At 32.6% G+C, this 23,627-nt stretch carries 23 protein-coding genes; 5 read left to right on the forward strand and 18 right to left on the reverse strand.

What is annotated here, in order from left to right:
* Positions 1 to 158: 158 nt before the first annotated feature.
* The 4 genes from GQR97_RS01485 to GQR97_RS01500 all read right to left on the reverse strand — a co-directional run bounded on the left by GQR97_RS01485 (position 159) and on the right by GQR97_RS01500 (position 4,077).
* Positions 159 to 485 carry a 2TM domain-containing protein gene (locus tag GQR97_RS01485; RefSeq protein WP_158844370.1) on the reverse strand — a complete coding sequence of 109 codons (327 nt, stop codon included), beginning with the start codon at positions 483 to 485 and terminating at the stop codon, positions 159 to 161.
* Positions 486 to 520: 35 nt separating this feature from the next.
* Positions 521 to 1,855 carry a histidine kinase gene (locus GQR97_RS01490; RefSeq protein ID WP_158844372.1) on the reverse strand — a complete coding sequence of 445 codons (1,335 nt, stop codon included), beginning with the start codon at positions 1,853 to 1,855 and terminating at the stop codon, positions 521 to 523.
* 261 nt (positions 1,856 to 2,116) lie between these two features.
* Positions 2,117 to 2,848, reverse strand: coding sequence for an energy transducer TonB (locus GQR97_RS01495; protein ID WP_158844374.1), 732 nt, complete (start codon positions 2,846 to 2,848; stop codon positions 2,117 to 2,119).
* Between the two features lie 221 nt (positions 2,849 to 3,069).
* Positions 3,070 to 4,077, reverse strand: a complete 1,008-nt coding sequence (locus GQR97_RS01500) for a sugar kinase (RefSeq protein ID WP_158844376.1) — start codon at positions 4,075 to 4,077, stop codon at positions 3,070 to 3,072.
* A 169-nt stretch (positions 4,078 to 4,246) separates the two neighbouring features.
* Here GQR97_RS01500 and GQR97_RS01505 point away from each other — a divergent pair, with 169 nt between their 5' ends.
* Both GQR97_RS01505 and GQR97_RS01510 read left to right on the forward strand, forming a co-directional pair.
* Positions 4,247 to 4,882: an MOSC domain-containing protein gene (locus tag GQR97_RS01505; RefSeq protein ID WP_158844378.1), complete on the forward strand. Its 636-nt coding sequence runs from the start codon at positions 4,247 to 4,249 to the stop codon at positions 4,880 to 4,882.
* Between the two features lie 42 nt (positions 4,883 to 4,924).
* Positions 4,925 to 6,166 (forward strand): DEAD/DEAH box helicase, encoded by a 1,242-nt coding sequence (locus GQR97_RS01510; RefSeq protein WP_158844380.1) that lies wholly within the window; start codon positions 4,925 to 4,927, stop codon positions 6,164 to 6,166.
* Between the two features lie 88 nt (positions 6,167 to 6,254).
* On the opposite strand, the gene GQR97_RS01515 is transcribed toward GQR97_RS01510, so the two are convergent.
* The 7 genes from GQR97_RS01515 to GQR97_RS01545 form a co-directional block, all read right to left on the reverse strand.
* Entirely contained in the window at positions 6,255 to 7,418 is a 1,164-nt protein-coding gene (locus GQR97_RS01515) for a sigma-54-dependent transcriptional regulator (protein ID WP_158844382.1), read from the reverse strand.
* Positions 7,419 to 7,420: 2 nt separating this feature from the next.
* The gene (locus GQR97_RS01520) at positions 7,421 to 8,305 is read right to left on the reverse strand and encodes a DUF6268 family outer membrane beta-barrel protein (RefSeq protein ID WP_233267640.1); all 885 of its coding nucleotides are present in this window, start codon (positions 8,303 to 8,305) and stop codon (positions 7,421 to 7,423) included.
* Between the two features lie 17 nt (positions 8,306 to 8,322).
* Positions 8,323 to 9,225, reverse strand: coding sequence for a mechanosensitive ion channel family protein (locus GQR97_RS01525; RefSeq protein ID WP_158844384.1), 903 nt, complete (start codon positions 9,223 to 9,225; stop codon positions 8,323 to 8,325).
* Between the two features lies 1 nt (position 9,226).
* The gene (locus GQR97_RS01530) at positions 9,227 to 10,540 is read right to left on the reverse strand and encodes an ABC transporter permease (protein ID WP_158844386.1); all 1,314 of its coding nucleotides are present in this window, start codon (positions 10,538 to 10,540) and stop codon (positions 9,227 to 9,229) included.
* 5 nt (positions 10,541 to 10,545) lie between these two features.
* Complete coding sequence (locus GQR97_RS01535) at positions 10,546 to 11,472, reverse strand: ABC transporter ATP-binding protein (RefSeq protein ID WP_158844388.1); 927 nt, start codon at positions 11,470 to 11,472, stop codon at positions 10,546 to 10,548.
* A 441-nt stretch (positions 11,473 to 11,913) separates the two neighbouring features.
* A complete protein-coding gene (gene dnaJ, locus GQR97_RS01540; protein WP_158844390.1) occupies positions 11,914 to 13,050 on the reverse strand; it encodes a molecular chaperone DnaJ in 1,137 nt (378 codons plus the stop codon).
* 53 nt (positions 13,051 to 13,103) lie between these two features.
* A complete protein-coding gene (locus GQR97_RS01545; protein WP_158844392.1) occupies positions 13,104 to 13,652 on the reverse strand; it encodes a nucleotide exchange factor GrpE in 549 nt (182 codons plus the stop codon).
* A 157-nt stretch (positions 13,653 to 13,809) separates the two neighbouring features.
* Here GQR97_RS01545 and GQR97_RS01550 point away from each other — a divergent pair, with 157 nt between their 5' ends.
* Entirely contained in the window at positions 13,810 to 14,469 is a 660-nt protein-coding gene (locus tag GQR97_RS01550) for a YceI family protein (protein ID WP_158844394.1), read from the forward strand.
* Positions 14,470 to 14,706: 237 nt separating this feature from the next.
* Positions 14,707 to 15,540, forward strand: coding sequence for a DUF6503 family protein (locus GQR97_RS01555; RefSeq protein ID WP_233267586.1), 834 nt, complete (start codon positions 14,707 to 14,709; stop codon positions 15,538 to 15,540).
* Between the two features lie 57 nt (positions 15,541 to 15,597).
* On the opposite strand, the gene GQR97_RS01560 is transcribed toward GQR97_RS01555, so the two are convergent.
* The 3 genes from GQR97_RS01560 to GQR97_RS01570 all read right to left on the reverse strand — a co-directional run bounded on the left by GQR97_RS01560 (position 15,598) and on the right by GQR97_RS01570 (position 17,875).
* Positions 15,598 to 16,506, reverse strand: a complete 909-nt coding sequence (locus GQR97_RS01560; RefSeq protein ID WP_158844398.1) for a TIGR01777 family oxidoreductase — start codon at positions 16,504 to 16,506, stop codon at positions 15,598 to 15,600.
* 182 nt (positions 16,507 to 16,688) lie between these two features.
* Complete coding sequence (mnmD, locus tag GQR97_RS01565; RefSeq protein WP_158844400.1) at positions 16,689 to 17,369, reverse strand: tRNA (5-methylaminomethyl-2-thiouridine)(34)-methyltransferase MnmD; 681 nt, start codon at positions 17,367 to 17,369, stop codon at positions 16,689 to 16,691.
* A 2-nt stretch (positions 17,370 to 17,371) separates the two neighbouring features.
* Positions 17,372 to 17,875 carry a DUF4920 domain-containing protein gene (locus tag GQR97_RS01570; protein WP_158844402.1) on the reverse strand — a complete coding sequence of 168 codons (504 nt, stop codon included), beginning with the start codon at positions 17,873 to 17,875 and terminating at the stop codon, positions 17,372 to 17,374.
* A 92-nt stretch (positions 17,876 to 17,967) separates the two neighbouring features.
* Here GQR97_RS01570 and GQR97_RS01575 point away from each other — a divergent pair, with 92 nt between their 5' ends.
* Complete coding sequence (locus GQR97_RS01575) at positions 17,968 to 19,035, forward strand: branched-chain amino acid aminotransferase (protein ID WP_158844404.1); 1,068 nt, start codon at positions 17,968 to 17,970, stop codon at positions 19,033 to 19,035.
* A gap of 103 nt (positions 19,036 to 19,138) precedes the next feature.
* On the opposite strand, the gene GQR97_RS01580 is transcribed toward GQR97_RS01575, so the two are convergent.
* The 4 genes from GQR97_RS01580 to GQR97_RS01595 form a co-directional block, all read right to left on the reverse strand.
* Complete coding sequence (locus GQR97_RS01580) at positions 19,139 to 19,927, reverse strand: thioredoxin family protein (RefSeq protein ID WP_233267587.1); 789 nt, start codon at positions 19,925 to 19,927, stop codon at positions 19,139 to 19,141.
* 12 nt (positions 19,928 to 19,939) lie between these two features.
* A complete protein-coding gene (locus GQR97_RS01585; RefSeq protein ID WP_158844406.1) occupies positions 19,940 to 20,473 on the reverse strand; it encodes a TlpA family protein disulfide reductase in 534 nt (177 codons plus the stop codon).
* 91 nt (positions 20,474 to 20,564) lie between these two features.
* Positions 20,565 to 20,951, reverse strand: a complete 387-nt coding sequence (locus GQR97_RS01590; protein ID WP_158844408.1) for a nucleoside triphosphate pyrophosphohydrolase family protein — start codon at positions 20,949 to 20,951, stop codon at positions 20,565 to 20,567.
* 526 nt (positions 20,952 to 21,477) lie between these two features.
* Positions 21,478 to 23,517, reverse strand: coding sequence for a dipeptidyl-peptidase 3 family protein (locus tag GQR97_RS01595; protein WP_158844410.1), 2,040 nt, complete (start codon positions 23,515 to 23,517; stop codon positions 21,478 to 21,480).
* Positions 23,518 to 23,627: the final 110 nt, after the last annotated feature.

A 23,627-nucleotide genomic window follows, 5' to 3' on the forward strand; every position in this document is an offset into this window, starting at 1 on the left:
CCAAAAAATCACTGTAAAAAACGACTTTTAGCAAACTTGCCCCGCGTTAAGGATTGAACGGTTTGTTTGAAATCCTTTTTGTTTTGTGAAAAACAAAAAGATTGAGTAGTGAAAGCCTGACCCGATAGGGTAACGCCCAAATATTCATAGCCATTTTTTTATTCCCACTTGGTTTGATCGTTCTTCATATATTCTTGAATTTTACGTTCTTCCCAACTTTTACTAAACATAGCATTTTTACCGAATACACCCATAGCGTGAAAAGCCAAGCCAATACCCCAGAAAAAAGCGGTGCTAAAGGTTCCAAAATGCCAGAAATCTGCGCCGGAATTAAAGGCTATCATGCCTATTAAAAATAAGTTAATTATCACGTAGAAAAAGGCATGTGAATAAAAACCTTTGAGTGCTTTTAGACGTTTTTCGGCACGTAAATAAGCGTCTTCTTTTTCAAAATCATTATTGTTATTATTGTAGATCCTTTCCATGATGTTTTGTTTTAAGGGTTTGCAAAAACTCGATTCTAATTCCATTTATTCTGTTCGTTACGCATAAACTCGTCCATTTTTCGCTTTTCCCAGTTTCTACCAAAAAGGCCATTTCTTACAAATACACGGTAAGCATGAATGCATAAACCTATACCCCAACCAAACATTGGAAACCAGAACCATTGTACATTCCAGAACGTTTTGTAATTTACAAATACTAAAAAAGGAATAACTAGGCAGTATGATAAAAGGCTATAATAAAAACTTTTTAACTCGTCTACGTGATTGCGGGCTCTTAAATATTGATCGTTTACTTCTGTTTTATGTGTGTTCATGATTGTTATTTTTTTTGTGAGCATCGGGATACTTACCGCAAAGGTGCTCGCTTGTTGATTGATGTTTATTTTTTTATTGGTTAAAAGTTGATAGCGCTGCTTGATGTTGTTTAAGCCTACTCCACTACTTTTTTTAACTATTTGCTTGGGTTGTAAATTATTTTCGACTACCAAGTTGCCGTTACTTTCGTAAATTTTAATACTTAATGGTTTGCTTGATGTTACCATGTTGTGTTTTACAGCATTTTCTAGCAGTAATTGCAAAGATAATGGCACTACTTTGCTTTCGGGATCTTGAGACGTTTCGGGCATTGTAAAAACAATACTATCTTCAAACCGCATTTTTAGTAGCGACATGTAGGTTTTTGCAAACTTGAGCTCCTCGTTAACCGTTACTAATTCTTTGCTTTTTTGCTCTAAAACGTAGCGATATACTTTGGATAACGACGTTGTAAACTTTTGCGCGTTTACCGGGTTTTCTTCAATTAAACTGCTTAATACATTTAAACTATTGAATAAAAAATGTGGATCTAACTGGTTTTTTAAAGCATCGAATTTTGCACTTGCTGTTCCTGCTATTACTTTCTGTTCTTTTACTCTATTTTGTTGATAACGGTTGTAAAAAAACACTACATGAAACCCAATTACGATAGTTAAAGTAACCCATAAACCAAATTGATAGTTTTGCCATTTTTGATTAGCTAGAAAGGTGCTGAATGAGTTTCCAAAATAAAAAACATTGGTTACAGCTAGTAGAAAAAAGAGTCCGATAAGTGTTATAACTGTCGATCCTGCAATACCTAAAAGGATGCGTTTAATATAATCGGCTTGTTTCCAGTTTTTTCGCTCCATATAATCGAAGAAAAACATATTTGAATACCCCAAAACAAAAGCGTACAACTGATAAAAAACAAAACTTATAACTGATTCATTAAAGCTTCCAAACTGAAATCCATTTTGTAAAAAACTCCCAACTAAAAACACCAAACATCCCAATATAAAGGTAACGATGATATATTTTACTGATTTTGTCATGCTTTAATTTTAATAGGTTTTGTTTTTACTTTTTTCATTCTGAATTACTTTGACTGTGTCGCTTCCTCTAATTTTAATAATAGTTTGTTCCATGATTATTTGTTTTATGATTAATGATAGTACAAATATCGAACAGAACTATTGTTTTATTAAAATTGAATTACCGAACTGTAATTATTTTATGATGAATTGTAATTTACAAAAAAAAGCAGCCTAAAAAATATTTTAGACTGCTTACAAATTAACTTTTAGACTTTACTGTTATCCCTCGTATTTAAAAAAGATAGGAACAGCATATGCTACTTTTACTGGTTTTCCACGTTGTTTGCCTGGTTTCATTTTTGGCAACTTACCAATGATACGTTCTGCTTCTTTCTCTAAAACTTTATCTGGACCACGAGAACGAATGTTTGTTGTATTACCATCTGTATCAATTATAAATACTACAGAAACACGACCTTGAATCCCCATATCTAATGCTGTCTGTGGGTAAGTAAAGTTTTTAACCACATGCTCTTGCATTTTTTTCTGAAAACAATCTTTTGTTTGTTTCTTGCTCAAACCTTCGCATCCTGGAAAAACAGGAACATCTTCAATAACAGCGAAAGCAACTTCAGCTTCTTCTTCATACTTTTCAACTATAACATCACCTACCGCTACAATATGCTCTGAGATCGCGTCGTCTTGTCCTGTTTCTGTACTTTCAAAAACAGTTTCTTCTATTTCCGCAACATCTTCAACAATTTCAATCGTTTGCGTAACAACAACAGGAGGAGCTGCAGGGGGGGGCGGTGTATTTACCTTTACAATAGGAATATCGTCCTCATAGATAACTTCCATATCTAGGGTATCCATTGCAATAGATTCTTGTGGTTCGTAAGTCTTGAATTCCAAGGCTTGCCAAGACAAAAATAACATCAAATTAAGACCTATAGCAAAATACAAACTGCTGTTACGGCCAATTTCTAATTGTGGGTTCTTTTTAACTTCCATGACTACTTATTTTAATACTGTAAAATTATTATAATTAGCAAAAAGCAACTATGACAATTATCATATTCCTCAAATACTAGTCAAAAAATTACGAATTCATAAAAAAATAACCATTAAAACCAAAAAAGACCGTCCTGAAGGACAGCCAATTACTTTTGTTTCTATTTATTTCAAATTAAATACCTCTTATAATATTTAATTTGAAAGGATGAAAAATATTACTACCTCGTTAATCGTCCAGATTTGTTTCCGCCTAAAATCCCCATCACTTCATTAACGGTAGCCAAATTAACATCACCCTCGTAAGTGTGTTTTAAAGCACAAGCAGCACTTGCAAACTCAATAGCTTTATAATCGTCATGCAATTCTTGCAACCCATAAATAAGTCCTGCAGCAAATGCATCTCCCGTTCCAATTCTATCTATTACGTGAGTAATATCTAAATCTTCCGTTTCTCTAAATTCTATACCATTCCACATTCTAGCACGTATTTTATGCCAAGATGCGTTAACTGATGTTCTAATTTTATCAAAAACTTTTTCTATGGAAGGAAATTCCTCTATTAATTGTTTACTGGCTGTAATAAAATCTTCATTTGAATAACTGAAGTTTGTTCCTAAAACTTCATTCATTTCATTAACCCCTCCTATAAAGATGGTTGAATAATTAAGTAATTCCGTTAAAGCCTCTTTTGGATTTTTACCATATTTCCACAATCCATTTCGGTAAGTAGGATCTGCCGAAATATGAAACCCTCTTTCTTTTGCCAAAATCAACCCTTCTCTTAAAGTATCAAAACTACCTTGTGTAAGCGCTGGCGTAATACCCGTCCAATGAAACCATTTCCCATCATCCAAAGCCTTATCCCAATCTACTTTAGATGGTACAATCTCTGAAAAAGAGGAATGCGAGCGGTTATAAGAAATATTACTAGGTCTCATTACTGCTCCAACTTCAAAGAAATAAACACCGAGTGGACGTTTAGAATAACTAATCGCCGAGGTGTCAACTCCAAATTTACGTATATATGATAACGCTGTTTCTCCAATAAAATCATCAGAAACAGCACTAATATGCCTAACATTACCACCAAAATTGGCAATAGAAATCCCAACATTTAATTCGGTACCTCCAAAATAAAACTCAACCATATTAGATTGCATAAATTTTTTGTGTCCACGAGGTGAAATGCGCATTAATACTTCTCCAAAGGTGATTATTTGACTCATAAATATATTTGTGAAATTATTCGAACAAATTTAACATTTGATTTTGGTATTACTCAGTAAACCTTATTTTTTTTGCTAAAATTACAGATATCGCATTGAATTTGTTAGCTTATTAAAATTAGAGTAACTTCGTTAAGCTTCTTCTAACAAAATTTAAATTATATTTTTTATGAAAATTATAGCCACTAACCTTGCCAAACCCACCACCATTAAGTGGAATAACAAAGATGTTGTTACTGGTATTTATAAAACACCAACTAACTCACCTATTTTTCTAGGTAAAACGGATGTTGATAAAGATGAAGTAACCGACCGTAAATACCACGGAGGTGAATTTAAAGCATGTTATATTTTCTCGGAAAAACATTATGATTATTGGAAAAACCTTTATCCAAACTTAGATTGGAATTGGGGCATGTTCGGAGAAAATTTAACTATTTCTAATTTCGATGAATCGGAAGTTTTTGTGGGTAGTATTTACAAAATTGGAGAGGCTTTAGTGCAAATAACACAACCGCGAGAACCTTGTTTTAAGTTGGGTGTAAAATTTGGCAACCAGAATATATTGAAGGCTTTTATAGATCATGGATTTCCGGGTACTTATATTCGAATTTTAAAAGAAGGCTTTGTAAAAACTGGAGATTATATGGTTTTAGAGGAAGAAGCAACAAACTCTTTAACGATTTCTGAAATGTACAATTTACTTTATGCCAAAGAAAAAGACCAGAATTTACTTAAGTTAGTTATTAAAAATGATGCACTTCCGCAGAAAAAAAGAGACAAATTAGCTGCTTATTTAAAATAAGGTGAAAGGGTTTATAGTATCTTTGCCATAAATTATTTTTATATGTCGTTTAAAGACTTACAATTAAATCGCCCAATTTTAAGAGCCGTTGCCGAAGCTGGTTACGATAACCCTACTTTGGTTCAAGAAAAAACCATTCCTTTAGTTTTAGAAGGAAAAGATGTTATTGTTTCTGCACAAACCGGAACTGGAAAAACAGCAGCTTTCGCTCTTCCTATATTACAGCGCTTATTTAATAATCAAGAAGCACCAAAAAAGGGTAAAAAAATTAAGGCTTTAATTATTAGTCCAACAAGAGAATTGGCGATTCAAATCGAAAATAATTTTAAAACTTACAGTACATACACGAGTTTAACAACTACTGTCATTTTTGGAGGTGCTCCCATCGAGCCTCAAAAAGAAGTATTAAAAAAAGGTATAGATATTTTAATTGCTACACCTGGACGTTTACTCGATTTACACAAACAAGATGCTGTAAATTTAGATTATGTAGAAACACTTGTGCTAGATGAAGCCGATTTAATGCTCGATATGGGTTTTATTGATGATGTTAAAAAAGTGGAACGCCTTTGCACAAACGAAAAACAAATTTTATTATTTTCGGCAACTATTCCATATAAGGTTGAGCAATTAGCCAATACTCTATTAAACGAGCCCGAACGTGTTGAAGTCGCTCAAAACTCTTCAACTTCAAAAAATGTAAATCAGTTATTATATTTTGTACCAAAACAGGATAAAATAGAACTAGGCTTGCATTTACTTCGGAATACGATTAAGGGTAATATTATCATTTTTAGACGTACTAAATTCGGTGTTGATAAACTCGAAAAAACCTTAGTGAAAAACGGCTATAAAGTAGATAGTATTCATGGAGACAAAAGCCAAACAGCTCGTCAAGATGCTCTACTTCGCTTTAAAAAAGGCGAAGTAAATATTTTAATTGCTACCGATGTTGCTGCGCGAGGTATTGATATTAGTGATCTAGATGCTGTAGTAAATTTCGATTTACCAAATATACCAGAAACATACGTACACCGTATTGGTAGAACGGCTAGAGCTGGAAAAACAGGAATGGCATATTCATTATGTTCTGCAGACGAAAAAAATTATCTACTGGCTATACAACAACTTATCCAAATACAGCTCGATGTTATAGATGAGCACCCTTATCCTTTAGATCCAAAAGCAAAACCTATTGTGCATAAATCGCAAAAAACGGGAAGTAAGCATAAAAAAGGTCGTAAAAGTGAAGCTTCAAAGAAGAAGAAAAAACGTTGGTATTAATAATTTTTACGAATATTAATATTTCAAAATAAAGCAAAAAAAAGAACCTTACAAGGTTCTTTTTTTTATTCTAACTTATTTTATAAAACTACTTACTAGCAAATAATTTAACGTCTTTCTCGCTAACCTCAGCACCACCAAGTATAATTAAACGTTCTACTACATTCCGCAGTTCACGAATATTACCTGTCCAATCGTATTCTTGCAATAATTTTACTGCTTTTTCAGTAAACTTCTTTTCATTAGTACCTTGTTCACCTGATATTTTAGCTGAAAAATGTTTAATAAGTAATGGAATATCATTACGCCTATCGTTTAAAGCTGGTACTTTTATTAAAATTACTGCCAATCGATGATATAAATCTTCTCTAAAATTACCTTCTTCAATCTCTTTTTTAAGGTTTTTATTAGTTGCAGCAACAACGCGAACATTAACTTTAATATCCTTATCACTTCCTACACGTTGAATACGACTTTCTTGCAAAGCACGCAATACTTTGGCTTGCGCCGAAAGACTCATGTCTCCAATTTCATCTAAAAAAATGGTACCACCATTAGCTGCTTCAAATTTACCAGCACGATCTTTATTCGCACTTGTAAAAGCTCCTTTTACGTGACCAAATAATTCACTCTCAATTAATTCACTTGGTATTGCAGCACAATTAACCTCAATTAAGTTTCCTTTTGCACGATCGCTTTTTTCATGTAACCAGTGCGCAACAAGCTCTTTTCCTGTCCCGTTTGGTCCTGTAATTAATACACGAGCATCGGTTGGTGCAACTTTATCTATAATATCTTTGATTTGCGAAATCTCGTCACTTTCACCAATCATTTCGTATTTCTTACTTACCTTTTTCTTCAGAATTTTATTTTCTACAAACAATTCTTTTCGATCTAAAGCATTACGTACGGTGTTTAATAAACGATTTAAATCTGGCGGTTTCGAGATATAATCGAAAGCCCCCAAACGCATAGTATTTACCGCTGTATCAAGATCACCATGCCCAGAAATCATCACCATCGGTATTTCCGGTTTAATTTTCTTAGTAGCTTCCAAAACTTCAACACCATCCATTTTTGGCATTTTTATATCACAAAGAATTAAATCGTAATCTTCATTTTTTATCTTTTCGATGCCGACTAAGCCATCTTCTGCTTCTTCAACTTGATAGGTATCATTTTCTTCCGAAAGAATTTTTATCAGCACACGTCTAATCGCTGCTTCATCTTCTATTACTAGTATTTTTGGCATCTTTATATTTTAAATTTTAGTCCGCTTCTTAAATAGAACGCATTAATATCGTCTAATTTAAAAATTTCATCTCTATTTTTACTTCTAATTACATTATTTAATCTTAGCGTATAGCCAGTGTACAAATATGCTGCCAAATGTTTAGTAAAACAATATTCGTACCCTAATCCACTAACGGCTAATGATAATGATATATGTTCCGCTTCTTTACCATTAATAACCAACGGTTTTTGAAGATGCGCCAAATAGCCATCGAGTCCAGTAAATATTTGAACATTATTTTTTTCATTGAAAATATACTTAACATTAGATTTCGGTATTCCAGCCGTATAAGTCCAATTTTCATCAATTTGTCTAAAATAACTTATAAACGGCAACGGAAAAGGAAGCCCCGTGGTTGCATTATAGGTTAACCCTAAAATTAATCGACTATTGCGCTTTATAGTCTCATCCTTTGTTCTTTTATTTATAAAAAACACACCGCCATTCATAAAATAATCTTGAGAACTTAGCTTATGTGTTAACGTAGATGCTATTCTAGGATTAAATTTAATTCCAAAACGCCATTTTTGATTCCATTTAAAGGTATAAGCAAGATTTAAATCGATAATGTGAATTTTATCTATACTAGAAGTTTCAAAACTATAATCATCTTCTAAGTTTAATAAAACCCGATTATATTCACCACCTATAATAAAATAGGAATCTTTTTTAAGTTCAATAGGGTAATTTATAAGCGCTTTTAATCGAGTGTACTGGTCTTCGGATTTACTTTTTGGAATAAACGAATATTCCAAGCGTGCCAAATCGGTTAATTGTGCATTTGCAAACTGAAACCCTATAATAAACACTAAAAATAATACCGTTTTAAATTCCAGATTCCTCATCACAATTTACAAAATATCTATTGTTTAATAATATGAATATCTCTTTGAGGGAAAGGGATTGAAACATTATTCTCTCTAAATAGTCTATCTATTTCAAATCGAATATCACTTTTAGGTATAGCACCTTGAAAACTATCATTTAAGGTGAAAACCAATTTAAATTCTAAAGCACTATCACCAAAATTGGTAAAAAACACATAAGGTTCAGGATACTTCATAACTAACTTATGATTTTTAGCTGCTTTTAAAAGTAACTTTTTAACCAACTGCACATCACTACCGTAAGCCACACCAATTTCAACAGCTTCTCGTGTGGACGAACCGTTTTGTGTCCAATTATACAAACTATTTGCCAAATACAAATGGTTTGGTATTATTAATACCCGATTATCAATGGTTACTGCTCTTGTGGTACGTAATTTAATTTCTTCCACTCGACCAACCTTACCTTCAATTTCGATAATGTCACCAACATGTACCGACTGATCTATTAATATAAATATTCCAGAAATAATATCCTGAAACAATGTTTGCAACGCCAAACCCACACCAATTAATAAAGCAGCTGAAGCCGCAAATACAGCAGTAACATTAATACCTATGGAATCCATGGCTACAAGTAAAACTATCAAATAGATTAACCACCGAGCAAAGGAAAAGACCGTAATAAACTTAGCTTTATCTTCATCAGGCAACTTACGAGTCAATAAATTTCTTGCAAAACGCAAAAAATAAGTAGTCGCTATTAGAATGATAATTACAAGTAAAACAGATTTAACTTTTAACACGCCCGTTTCTATCCCACTTCCATCGGTAATTGTGTAGGTATAAATGTTATAATTAAGAAACGACATAAACTGCTCCCAAATAGAACTATTCCCTATTGTGTCCTCTATTTTATCTATAACCTGATCTTGCATTTTAATATTTCATCCATTTAATTAACTCTTTGTAGGTTGGTTTTTTGCCGTACATTAAAATACCAACTCGGTAAATTTTTGCAGCAAACCAAACGGTAAGCATAAATGTGCCTACTAAAATTAAAAACGACAACACTTGCTGCCAAATTGGTACACCAAACGGGATACGCATAAGCATAACCACAGGCGATGTTAACGGTATAAACGAAAAAACCGTCGATACAGTTCCATGCGGATCTTCCACAACTGTAAAGATACCAATATAAACGGCTAAAACTAAAGGCATTATTATAGGCATCATAAATTGTTGTGTATCAGTTTCATTATCTACGGCTGCACCAATCGCGGCATAAAAGGAACTGTAGAGTAAATATCCGCCAATAAAAAACAAAATAAAAGCTAATACTAAATTAAATAATGGAAGATTGTAAAATGCAGTTAGCACATCTTGAACTTTCATATTTAAATCTGGATTCTCCATAGCTTGCTGCATCATTTGTTGTTGCGGTGTTTGTACTTGTGCTAAATCGATTCCAAATACGGCAGATACTATTAACATTAATACAAAACCCAAAATAGTCCAAATTACAAACTGTGTAATTCCAGCTAAAGACGTTCCGAAAATTTTACCCAACATAAGTTGTACAGGCTTTACGGAAGAAATAATAACCTCTATAATTCGGCTTGTTTTTTCTTCAATAACACTTCGCATAATCATGTTCCCGTAAATGATAATGAACATAAAAAGCAAATAACCCAAAGCTCCTCCAAAAGCAATTTTAACAATGCTATCAATTTTTGATGTTTTTTCACCATCAAAACTTTCTTGTGCTATTTCTACTCCAATTTTGGAAGCATTAATCATATCTACATCTACACCATTTTCCAGAAGTTTAATATTGGTTAATTTAGCCTCTATTTGATTTTCTAAATCTGAAATGGTATTTATAGACGGTGATTCTTCAGAATAAAATGTGATATGCTTTGAAAGTGTCTTTAAATCCTCCATTTTATCAACATGCAACAAACCGTAAGCTTGTGTTTCTTTTGCTAGATCCTTGGCATCATCCAAAGACATGTTTTCTAAAACATGATACGTTGTAAACTCAGAATTTTTAAAAATATCTTTAACTAATCCCGATTCGTCTAAAACGGAAATAACACGAATTTTATCGTTATTTAATTGTGCTAAATAGGCAACAACACCTATAAGCGCTACAAAAATAATAGGACTTAAAAAGGTCATGATTATAAACGATTTATTCCTAACTTTATTAAGGTATTCTCGTTTTATAATAAGTGGTAAATGATTCATAAAAATTAATTATTCTTTACAGTTTGAATAAAAATATCGTTAACGCTCGGTATTAACTCTACAAAGTGAGACACCTCGCCTTTACTAGCTAAAAAGCCAAGTAAATCGTTTGATTTTTCGAGATCCTTAAGCTTAATATTAAGTTTTAACTCGTTTTCTAAAGTTTTAAAATTAGCATCGGAAACATTAAATTTCTGAGATAATTCTTGTCTTAATTCAGATTGATTATTCGATCGAATTCCAACTTCATAAGTATTCGATTTAAACCTTCGTTTTACATCAACTAACTTACCTTCTAATATTTTATTGGATTTATGAATTAACGCAATATCATCACATAATTCTTCTACAGATTCCATTCTATGGGTTGAAAAAATAATAGTCGCTCCTTGATCTCTTAAATTCAAAATTTCATCCTTAATGATATCGGCATTTATAGGATCGAAACCAGAAAAAGGCTCATCGAAAATTAATAATTTAGGTTCATGTAGAACAGTAACCACAAATTGAATTTTTTGTGCCATTCCTTTTGAAAGTTCCTGGATCTTTTTATTCCACCAATCGCCTATATCCAAACGGTCGAACCAATATTTTAAACGTGCTTTTGCTTCTGTTTTACTTAAACCTTTAAGTTGTGCTAAATACAGTGCTTGTTCTCCTACTTTCATGGTTTTATACAAACCACGCTCTTCTGGCAAGTAACCAATATCCTTAATATGATTTTCTCTTAAAGCCTCTCCGTCCAAAATAACCGCTCCGGAATCGGGCATAGTTATTTGATTAATAACGCGGATTAAGGTTGTTTTCCCTGCTCCATTTGGGCCTAAAAGCCCAAAAATACTACCTTTAGGAACAGAAAGGGATACTTTATTTAGTGCGGTAAAGCTGCCGAAGTTTTTAGAAACTTCATTAACTTCTAATAAATTACTCATTAATTTTATAGTTGACTTGTTTGCCGTAAAGATATTAAATGTTTAGTTGTTAGTTTAAATTGGACGTGTGCTTTATTCAAAAATAAGTTTTTAGTGATATAAGCTATATGATAGATCTTTAAGCATTACAAAATGCTTAAACAAAATTAGTTTAAATCTAATATTTAGGTGAAATTTTATATCTTTTAAAAGAGCCCAAATTTCATTAAAAACAAAACCCACCCTTAAAAAATTAAGGATGGGAAAAAAAATTGCTATGAAAAAGAAAAATTACCACTAAAATTAATTAGTGATACCTCAAATATAGTTTTTTTTTAACAATTTTTAACAAAACAGTTAAGTTTATTCCTTTATAAACAAAAAATCCGCTAAAATAGCGGATTTTTTAAATTTTGAATTATCTTTTTTGTAAACTGTGAAAGCTTCGAAAAAAAGATTTTATTAAGAAAACATATCCTTTACTTTTTCGAAAAAGGATTTATCAGACTTTTCTGGTTTTGGTGAGAAATGATCATCATCTCTCATACTTTCAAAAAATTCTTTTTGTTCTTTGTTTAATGTTTTTGGTGTCCAAACATTAACGTGTACCAATAAATCTCCTGTTCCGTACCCATTGATACTCGGGATTCCTTTTCCGCGTAAGCGTAAAATTTTACCAGATTGTACTCCTGCTTCCACCTTAATACGTACTTTTCCTGTTACCGTATCTATTTCTTTAGATGTTCCTAATACAGCGTCTGGCAAACTAATGTATAAATCGTAATGTAAATTATCACCTTCACGTTGCAATGTATCGTGATCGGCTTCTTCTATAGCTACTAATAAATCTCCAGAAACTCCATTACCTGGTGCTTCGTTACCTTTTCCAGAAACCTTAAGTTGCATACCATCTACAACACCTGCAGGGATTTTAATTGTAACCGTTTCTTCGGATACTTTTAAACCTTGTGCATCGGCATCGGCTGGTTTTTTATCAATGGTTTGTCCTGCTCCACCACAAACATTACATGGTGCAGAGGTTTGCATACGTCCTAAAATAGTATTTGCAATACGTGTTACTTGTCCGCTACCATTACAAGTAGAGCAAGTTTTATAAGTAGTCCCCTTGGCTTGTACTTTACGTTTTACTTTTATTTTCTTTTCTACACCGTTAGCAATTTCTTCTAAGGTTAATTTTACGCGAATACGTAGGTTACTGCCTTTAACACGGCGTTGGCCTCCGCCACCACCAAAGCCAGAAAACCCACCGCCTCCGAAGCCGCCACCGCCGCCACCGAAGATATCACCAAACTGACTGAATATGTCATCCATATTCATGCCACCGCCGCCAAAGCCGCCGCCACCGCCACCATTCTCGAAGGCTTGATGACCATATTGATCGTAACGTGCTTTTTTATTATCGTCGCTTAAAACTTCATATGCTTCGGCTGCTTCTTTAAATTTACCTTCAGCACTTTTATCATCTGGATTTTTATCTGGATGAAATTCAATTGCCTTTTTTCGGTAAGCTTTTTTTATTTCAGCTGCCGTTGCTCCTTTGCTAATGCCTAATATTTCGTAATAATCTCTTTTTGCCATTGCTATGTAAACTCTTCCAAAAAGGAAGTATTTGTTTTAATTAATAATACTTTCTATTGTCCGATAACCACTTTCGGAAAACGAATTACTTTTTCACCAAGCTTATAGCCTTTTTCAACTACATCAATAATTTTTCCTTTCATATCCTCTGTTGGTGCAGGGATTTGAGTTATAGCTTCGTGATTATCAGCATTAAAAACTTCGCCTTTTTCTACTACAATAGTTTTTAATCCTTTTTGATCTAGTGTATTTACTAGTTTCTGATAAATTAAAAGAACACCTTTACGTAATACCTCAGCTTCTTTATCGTCTTCGATATGACTTAAAGCACGCTCAAAATCGTCAAGTATTGGGAGTAACGTTTTCATAACATCCTCGCTTGCTGTAGAAAACAACTCAATACGCTCTCTAGAAGTACGTTTTTTATAGTTTTCAAACTCTGCAAAAAGTCTTAAAAATTTATCTTTTTCCTGTTTAACTTCAGCCTGTAGTTTTTCTTCAACAGTCAGTTCTACAGTCTCTTGCTCTTCAACAACAACGTTTTCAGCTTCATTAGCTTCAACTTGTTCGTTTTCTATATCATTATTATCTTTATCACTCATCGTAATTTCAATTTTGCAATTCCTAAAATTAGTTGGCAAAAGTACTGCCAATATTGTTAAAATGCCATAATGTCACTAATTTATTTTGTTCTAATTTCCTTCATATTGAATTCTCTTTTGTGTAATTTTACAGAATAAACACTAAAACAATTTAACTATGAAAAAGAAATTTGTAAATATTTTATTCATTACCGCTTTAAGTATTTCTCTATTTAGCTGCAAAGACAAGGCTAAAGAAGCTAAAACTACAGAAGCCGAAACTCCTGTTGTAACCGAAGCTGCAGATGCTAAAGTTTACGCTGTAGATAAAGCTGCTTCTGCCATAGCATGGACAGGTTTTAAACCTACAGGATCGCACAATGGAACTATTGGTTTAGAAAGTGGTGTGCTTAATGTTGCTAATGGAAAAGTTGTTGGCGGATCTTTTATTATTGATATGAAATCGATTACGGTTTTAGATATTCCTGCTGATGATGAAGGCAATGCTAAATTACATGGCCATTTAACAAATGCTGACTTTTTTGATGTTGAAAAATACCCAAGTGCTATTTTTACAATTACTGAGGTTAAGGAAGTAGAAGGTAAAACAATGCTTTCTGGAAACTTAACGCTTAAAGAAGTAAAAAACAACGTAACTTTCCCTGTAGCTATTAGCAGCGAAGGTGGTGCTGTTACTATTACTAGTGAAGCTTTTTCTATTGATAGAACGAAATGGAACGTGCAGTATGGTTCTAAATCAATTTTTGATAATTTAGGTGATAAATTCATCAATGATGATATTGAATTAAAAATTACAGTTAAAGCTGCAAAGTCTTAATTACAACATAATTTTTTATTGAAAGCCACCTTCTGAAAACGGGGTGGTTTTTTATTTTATAAAAGAACGTAATATCTTTTTTCATTAAAAAGAATTTAGCGAAAACCTCAAAGCATTAAACTTATTTTAAAAAAGACATAACGTAAATGCATTGGCCGAATTATTAATAGAATACGAGCTACCAAAACACTGAACTTTCTCTATTGTAAACCTTAACTTTGTAAAAAAAACATGAAAATGAAAATTAATTTCCTACTTAGCATCGTTACCGTTTTTGCTTTAACATCTTGCAAAAATGATGCGAAACAAAACAAAAAAGAAACACCAATTAATTCGGTTGTAGAACAAAAACAAGAATTTCAAAACCAGGCTCATGAGCTAGTTTACCAAATGGTACAAAAAGTTGGAGATTACAGTAAACTTGCTAGCAAAAAAGATGTTGTTTACACTTATACTTACCAAACACCAGATGGTAAAACCGATGTTATAATAGAAAAATATATTTTTAATGGTGAACTATCATACGGTGCGTATCAAAAACACGAACGTACACTTGCCGACCTTCACGGTTTAATTGAACAAGGGTATGATGGTAACGGATTTTGGATAAAACATAACGGAGCTCCATTAAATGACCCTGCAGCTTTAAAAAAAGCAGCTTTTAATAGACCCACAAATTTTTATTGGTTTGCCATGATGCAAAAATTGCTAGATCCAGGTTTACAATACGAATACATTAGCGAACAAACTATTAACAATAATACATACGATGTTGTTAAAGTTTCTTTTGATCCTAAAAATGATAAACCATCCGATACTTACCAATTGTATATTAATAAAGAAACGAAATTGGCCGATCAGTTTTTGTTTACGGTTATGGATTTTGGTAGAACGGAACCTATGCTAATGGTTATGGAATATGAGCAAGTTGAAGATTTACTAATACCTACAAAACGCAAATACAAAAAATCTAATTGGGATGCAGAAGTAACCAAAGAACCTTGGATACTTGTAAACTGGACAGATATAAAATTCAATAACGGTTTAACTAAAGCCGATTTCACAAAATAATGTATTCCAAATGCAGTTCTTAATTTAAGAACTGCATTTTTTTTAGCAGAACTCTACTTAATTAAGCAAGTTATCTAAAGCCGGTTGTAAGTGGTGGAATTTAAAATCGAAACCTACATCTTCTATTTTTTTAGAACTTACTCGTTGGCTTTCAAAAAGCAATAGATGCATTTCACCTAAAACCAATTTCATTGCAAACTTTGGTATTTTAGGTAAAAAAAATGGACGCTCTAAAGTTGTTGCTATGCTTTTAGTCAACTCGTAATTAGTTGTCGGGTTGGGTGCAACAGCATTAAAAACGCCTTCTAGCTTTTCTAAAAGTGTAAACAGAAAAATTTCTGACAAATCTTCTATATGAATCCACGATTGCCATTGTTTTCCGCTACCAAAGGCAGATCCTAAACCTAACTTTATAGGTTTTATCATTTCAGCTAATGCACCTCCATTTTCGGCTAAAACCAAACCTATTCTAATTTTAGTAACTTTTATATTTAGTTCTGAGAACCTATCGACCGCTGTTTCCCAGACATTCACTACTTCACTTAAAAATGAATTAGCACTCGTAATTTTAAAATCTTCAGTATAGTAATTTGTTAACGAATCGGGATACAAACCAATGGCACTTGCCGAAACAATTTGCTGCACGTTATGAGGTGTGTTTTTAAGGCTTTCAAAAAGTAATTCGGCACTATCTTTTCGGCTTGATAAAATTATTTTTTTATATGAATCGGTCCATCGTTTTGAAATCGTAGCTCCTGCCAAATTTATAATAGCATCTACATTTTTAAAACAATCTAAATCAATTTCCTTAGCATCAGGATTCCAAAGAAAGCCTTGATAGTTTTCATTTTTTACAAGTTTAGATTTACTTGTGGTTAAGAAATTAACCTTAATATTTTCCGCATGGCAAAGACTAACAATTTCTTGTCCAATTAATCCCGTAGCTCCTGTAATTAAAACCCGCATGTCTTTTTTTTTAAATTTACAAAATGAAAGGTTTGTTTGCTACTATTTTATGGAAGGTTTAACAGAATTTTTCCGATGAAATTTTCTTAGAATTTTTTCAAACAAAACAAGCGTTAAATTAAAACAAATAGATATCCAGAATGCCAATCTACGAACATCCTAAACAGGTACGAAACTATAACCTATTTAATCCCACGTAACATTTCTCGTTTTCCTGGAGGACCTTCTAAACGCTGTACTGTAAAGCCAACAGCTTGCATAGCACGACGCACACTTCCTTTTGCTGCATAAGTTACTAAAACACCGTTTTTCTTTAGCGCTTTATACATACTTTCAAAAATAGGCTCTGTCCATAACTCTGGTTGAACACGAGCTCCAAAAGCATCAAAATAAATGATATTGAAAACGTCTTCATCTTTTATTTCTGCAAAAAATTTCTTCTGTTTCTCAATTGAAAAATGAGGAGTTATATCATGTTTTTCATTCCAAGTAACATCGTGAAGTGCCTTAAAAACAGTCTCGTTTTCTTCTGCTTTTAACTGCTTAGCGTAGTTTAACAAAGTTATTTCTTCCGAAGAAACAGGATACGCCTCTACTCCAACATAATTTGTTTTGATGTTTAATTTTTCTGCTTCTAAAAAAGTAATAAAGGCATTCAAACCCGTCCCGAAACCGATTTCTAAAATAGAAATGCTCTCTAATTCCTTCTTTATATTTTCTGTATAAAAATATTGCAAACCATGTTTTATAAACACATGATAAGCTTCTTGAATGGCGCCATGCTTAGAATGATATTGCTCGTCCCAATCTGGTAAATGGATGGTTGACGAACCATCGGCTGTTATTACAACTTCTCGTTTCAAATTTATTGTTTTAAAAGTACACCATCGGCTTCAAAAGAAAACGTCTTTTTAGGTTCGATAATTTGTGCTATTTCTTCTTCGGTTTTTCCTGCATCCTCTGCATAATGGCGTTGCTCATCGACTGAAACTTCGGTAACAAATGCATTTCCATTAATAATAACTTCTTTGCCGGTTATATCCTTCGGCATAAAAAAACCGTAATCCTTAAATTTAACCATTACTTCGTTACCATCTTCCAAATCTAAACGCATCCAACAACCTTTTGCTTGACAAACACTATTTACTTTAGCTTTTATTTTTGAAGGAATACTATCTCCAACATTCATAGATTTATAATGTGAAGCCATGGAAGTTGCAGGAATAGCATCGTCGGCTATAATTTTATTTCCGAAGGAAGCATAACTAACCGTTTCTGTTTTAGTAGGTTTGGCTTGTTGCACATCTGCTTTCTTTTTACATGATATCATAAAAAAAACGCAAATAAAAGTGAGAAAAAGTGATTTCATTTGATGAATGTTTAGATTTTATACAATTTCTGTAAATATACCCAAATTTTAAAAACGAATTTACTTAAATTTACAATCTAAATATGAACAATATGAGTGCTATAATCAACAACATCGAGATTATAAAAGCAAAATCTACAAAAATTAATGATGTAGATTTTGACAATTTAAAGTTTGGAAGTGTTTTTTCAGACCACATGTTAGTGTGCAACTATGAAAACGGTAAGTGGCAAACCCCAAAGGTTACGCCTTACGAGCCGATTACTTTAGACCCTGCGTCAAAGATTTTCCATTACGGTCAATCGATTTTCGAGGGTATGAAAGCATATAAAGATGCCGATGAGAAAGTCTGGTTATTTCGTCCGTTAGAAAACTTTAAACGTTTAAACATTTCTGCTAAACGATTAGCAATTCCTGAATTACCTGAGAACTATTTTATGGATGGGTTAAAAACGTTATTAGAAGTTGATAGCGATTGGATTCCTAAAAATGAAGGAAGTTCATTATATATTCGTCCGTTTATTTTTGCTTCAGGAAACGGTTTTCATGCCTCACCTGCCGATGCTTATAAGTTTATAATTTGTACAGCACCATCGGGAGCTTATTTTTCAGGAAAAGTAAAGGTTTTAATTGAAGAAAAATACTCACGTTCTGCAAACGGCGGTGTAGGTTTCGCAAAAGCTGGAGGTAATTATGCTGGGCAATTTTACCCAACACAATTAGCTATAGAAAAAGGTTACCAACAAGTAATTTGGACCGACGATAATACACACGAATATATTGAAGAAGCTGGTGCAATGAATATTTTTGTACGCATAAACGATACATTAATTACAGGCCCAACGAGTGATAGAATTTTGGATGGTATTACGCGTAGAAGTATTATTCAAATAGCTGAAGCTGAAAACATACCGGTTGAAGTTAGAAAAATTACAGTAAAAGAAGTTGTTGAAGCTGCCAAGGACGGATCGTTAAAAGAAATGTTTGGAGCAGGAACTGCTGCGGTAATCTCACCAATTTCTGGTTTTGGGTATAAAGATGAAGATTTTGATTTACCAGAATTAGAAGACACTTACGCTAGCCATTTAAAAAAGCGTATTACTGATATTCAAACGAATAAAACAGAAGATCCTTTTGGATGGCGTTACGCTGTAAAATAAATTTTACGTAAAACCTTTTGGTTAGATGTGAATTTTTGAATAAAAAAAAAGAGAGAAATCTATTTTAGATTTCTCTCTTTTTTTTTGAAACAAATTTATTCCTTTAGCTTCTATTTGCTTTTATTGGACAGCCAATAGCTTTTGTAATCTCTGGACTTGGTTTAGTTCCGTTTTCTAAAGCTGCTATAGCATTTTCAAGAAACTTAACTTTTACATCTTCGGCAGATTTTGCATTATCATCAATAGTACCAATATATTGTACTTTGCGATCTGCATCTAATAAAAACACGTGAGGTGTTCTTACCGCTCCATATTGCGGATATATTTTTTGCCCTTCATCTACAAGATATGCAAAAGGGAAACCTTTTTCCTTTGCACGAGTTTGCATAGCTGCATAACCTTCTTTTTCATTCTCCGGACTATTTGGGTTAATTGCAATTACAGGATATCCTTTAGGAGCATACTCATTATGTAATGCTATTAAACGATCTTCATACATTTTTGCAAACGGACATTCATTACAAGTAAATGTTACAATATAACCTTTTACATTATCGTAACTCGCCAATGATACCATAGAACCATCAACATTTTTAAGCTTAAAATCGGTTGCTTGTTCTCCAATTTTATAACCTCCAATTTCTTCTAAGGTTTTAGTTTGCTCCGGAGAACCTCCTTTAGGTGGTCCTTTTCTATCACCTCCATGTGGCGGGCCTTTTCTGTCTCCATCATGAGGAGGACCTTTTCGATCACCATCGTGCGGGTGGTCTTTATAATCGCCTTGATGATTTTCAGTCGATACTTCAGTATTCTTTTTTCCACCATCTTTACACGACACCAAAACCGCTAAACACATTGTTATTGTTGCTATTAACACACTAATTTTTCTCATTTTTAATTCTATTTATTTATCAAAATTTTTATTTACTTCATCTTCGATATCTCGTAAATCCTCAAAAGAACGCTCGTAGTAAAAACGCTTTTCTTTATTAAATATTATAGTATATGGAATTGCTCCAGACCAATTAGGATTTATTTTATTAATCCATGTGTTTGCATCTGGATCGTCTAGCAATACGACCTTAGAACTTATATTTTTTTTCTTTAAAAAAGGTTTCAATTTAGTTTCTATATCTTTTGGAAAGTCCATACTAACCAAAATAACTTCTACATCTGGATTTTTACTGGCATACTCTTGAATATATGGTAATTCCTCAACACATGGTAAACACCACATAGCCCAAAAATTTATTAAGTACGTTTTATCGCTTTCGGTATAAAGTAAAGGCTCTAACGTGTTAAAATCGTAAACAGGAATGTTTTCATTAATTTCTGTTACAACTTTATTTGTATCAGTAATTTCTTTTTTATCGTCTTTACAACTTATTACAAAACAAAAAACAACAATAAGATTGATTAAAAAACTTTTATTTTTCATTTAGAAAATTAATTTCAAACACTAATTATTTTAATTAGACTTTTCTCTTTACAAAAGGTTTAATAATAGTTTTTAAAATAAATAACTAAAATTATTTATCTAGAATTTCTGCAATTTTCGGTTTAAAATAATTAGGCCCTTTAAGTACTTTTCCATCTTCACGATAAATTGGCTCTCCGTCTTCGCCTAGTTTACTCATATTACTACGTTGTATTTCTTCAAATACTTCTTCAATTTTATGTTGCATACCGTGTTCTATAATAGTACCACATAATATATAAAGCATATCGCCTAAAGCATCTGCTACCTCTACTAAATCATTGTTATTTGCCGCTTCTAAGTATTCTTCGTTTTCTTCTTTCATTAAATTGAAACGGAGCATATTTTTAGCATTGCCTAAATCTGCCTTTGGAGTTTCTCTATGTCCTATTTTATATGCTGTATGAAAGGCTTTTACTGCTTCTATTTTATTCTTCATAAATTCTATTGTTTTTAATTTCCGCTAAGGTAGAAATCTCGTAACTATTAATTAAATTTGCATAAAAATAACGATATGTTTAGTAGTGGTCAAATGATTTTCGGGATAATATTCTTTATAGTGTTTGCCATAATTATTGGTTTTACCTACCGAAAAGATTTAAAAGTCCACAAACGCTTTTACAGCGGAAGTATTTGGGTTTTATTCGGCTTTATAGCTTTTATTCTTTCTATTGTTGCTATTAAGGTTTTCTTGAAGTAAACTGATTATTTTTCATTTATATCACAAAACAGATAATGATGAATCAATGATTTTAAACTTCAGAATAATTTTACAAATATTTCACGCAACCTTTCTAAAAAATGCGCATCTATAAAATAGTTGTTAAATTATACGATTATGAAATTACTAATTATTATAGGTTTACTTATCCTAGTAAATTTAATTCTTTTAACTTTTAGTGTAAACAAAAAAACAGAACCTTGAATAAAGGTTCTGTTTTTTTTATTTACAAATAATTCAATGCTTAATTCACCTCTGGTAAAAAGCTATATCTTTTACTATATGTTAGCATCTGATCTACAAAAGATTCAGGCTCCTCAACGTTTACCTTAATTATTTCACCGGCATCATTAGTTTCCGGAACCAAAATAGGATTAACATAACCTGTATAAGGCGCAGAATCAAATTGCTTATTACGCTCTAAAACTTCAGCATGAATAGCTTGATCTACTTTTACACCATAACCTTCTACTAAAGCCTCTACAGCCTTGTAATCACCTTCAGATTTTATACGTTGCGTTTCCTTTAGTAATTCTCCAAAAAGATCGTGTAGTTTTGCATAATCATTAATATTGAAATATGTTTTCCCGTCGCGAGTTACTTTTTCAATAACATTATCGGCTTTTCCTTTTTCAAAAGCCCAACCGGAAACCCATTGTCTATTTCTCATGTGCGCTTCTTCTACATCATCACCTAAGTTTAAACGAATTAATTGCATCATTAAACCATTTCTTATGTAACCATCATAAGCAGTTTTACCAACCTTTTCCCAATCGGTTACTAACCCTAATTCTTGTAATTTTGGGTTGTATAAATAATATAAACCAACTAAATCTGCACGACCTTCTTCTAAAGTAGATGCATAATTTTTTAAAGTTTCTTTAGTTTCACCAACACCAGGATTTAATTTACCAGAGGCATGACCAATAACTTCATGTAACGCAGTATGTAATTTATGCGCTAATTGCCCGTATTCTTCGTCTAAAAGTAATTCCTCTTCATCATTAACAAATTCTTCCAATCTACCAGTACTTCCAGCATTATTAGATGCATTTACAATATTACCTAACGAAACAGATTTACTACCAACAGCAGTACGAATCCAGTTTGCATTTGGTAAATTAACACCAATTGGCGTACTAGGAGAAGCATCTCCAGCTTCGCCAGCAACATTTACAACCTTGTAAGTTACACCTACAACATTCTCTTTTTTGTGCTCTGGCATTAAAGGAGAATTATCTTCAAACCACTGTGCATGATCTGATAAAACCTTCATTTTTTGAGACATATCAAAATCGTTAATCTGGATGATACTCTCATAAGATCCACGGTAACCTAAAGGATCGTTATACACCTCAATAAAGCTGTTTATATAATCAATATTTCCTGCTGTAGCGCCTGTCCAAGCCACATTATAATCATCCCAAGTTTGTAAATCACCTGTTTTGTAATAATCTATTAAAAGACCTAAAGCATTTCCTTGAGCTTCATTTTCTGCAACACCTTTAGCTAATTCTAACCATTTTACAACCTCATCTATAGCAGCACCGTAAAGTCCTCCAGATTTATAAACACGTTCTTTTAAAACACCATTTTCTTTTACCAATTGTGAGTTTAAACCAAAAGATAAAGGCTTATCTGCATTTGGAGAAACTTTTTCGTTATAAAAGCTTTCAACATCTGCATTAGTAACATTTGGTCCGTAAAAGTTAACAGCCGAAAGCGCAACATTATCAACACCCTTAGCTTGATTTACTTTTTTAAAATCCTCAGCATTAAATATCGCATCAAAAGCTTCGCTATCTAATTCTGTGCTTGTTTCAGTTAATAATCCCTTTAAATATTCCGAAGAAAATTCAGGTTTTAATTTATCTGTAGAATAATGATGATGAATACCATTACTAAACCAAACACGTTTTAAATAAGTTTCAAAACTTGTCCAATCTGTTGATGTTTTATCACCAGCGTAACTTGTATAAACATGCTCTAACGCTTTTCTAATTCTTAAGTTATAACGATAATTTTGATCCCACATAATATCGCGACCAGATAAACCTGCTTGCGTTAAATAATAAACTAACTTTTGCTCTTTTAAAGTTAATTTATCCCACCCAGGAATTTGGTATTTCAATATTTTAATATCGGCAAATTGCTCTACATTGTAATTAAACGCAACAGCCTCTTTACTCGCATCTACAACCTCTTTCTTATCAGCCTTTTCATTACCACACGAAAACAGCATCAGGTTAATAATTGCAATACCTACAATTGATTTTAGTTTCATAATTTGAATTATTATTTTATTTAACTTACAAAAACAGCTCTTTACAACATTCTACCATTCTTATTTAGTACAAAATTAGAACATTTCACTACTAAAAAGCTATTATTAAC

The organism is Algibacter sp. L1A34, assembly GCF_009796805.1.
GTDB lineage: Bacteria > Bacteroidota > Bacteroidia > Flavobacteriales > Flavobacteriaceae > Algibacter.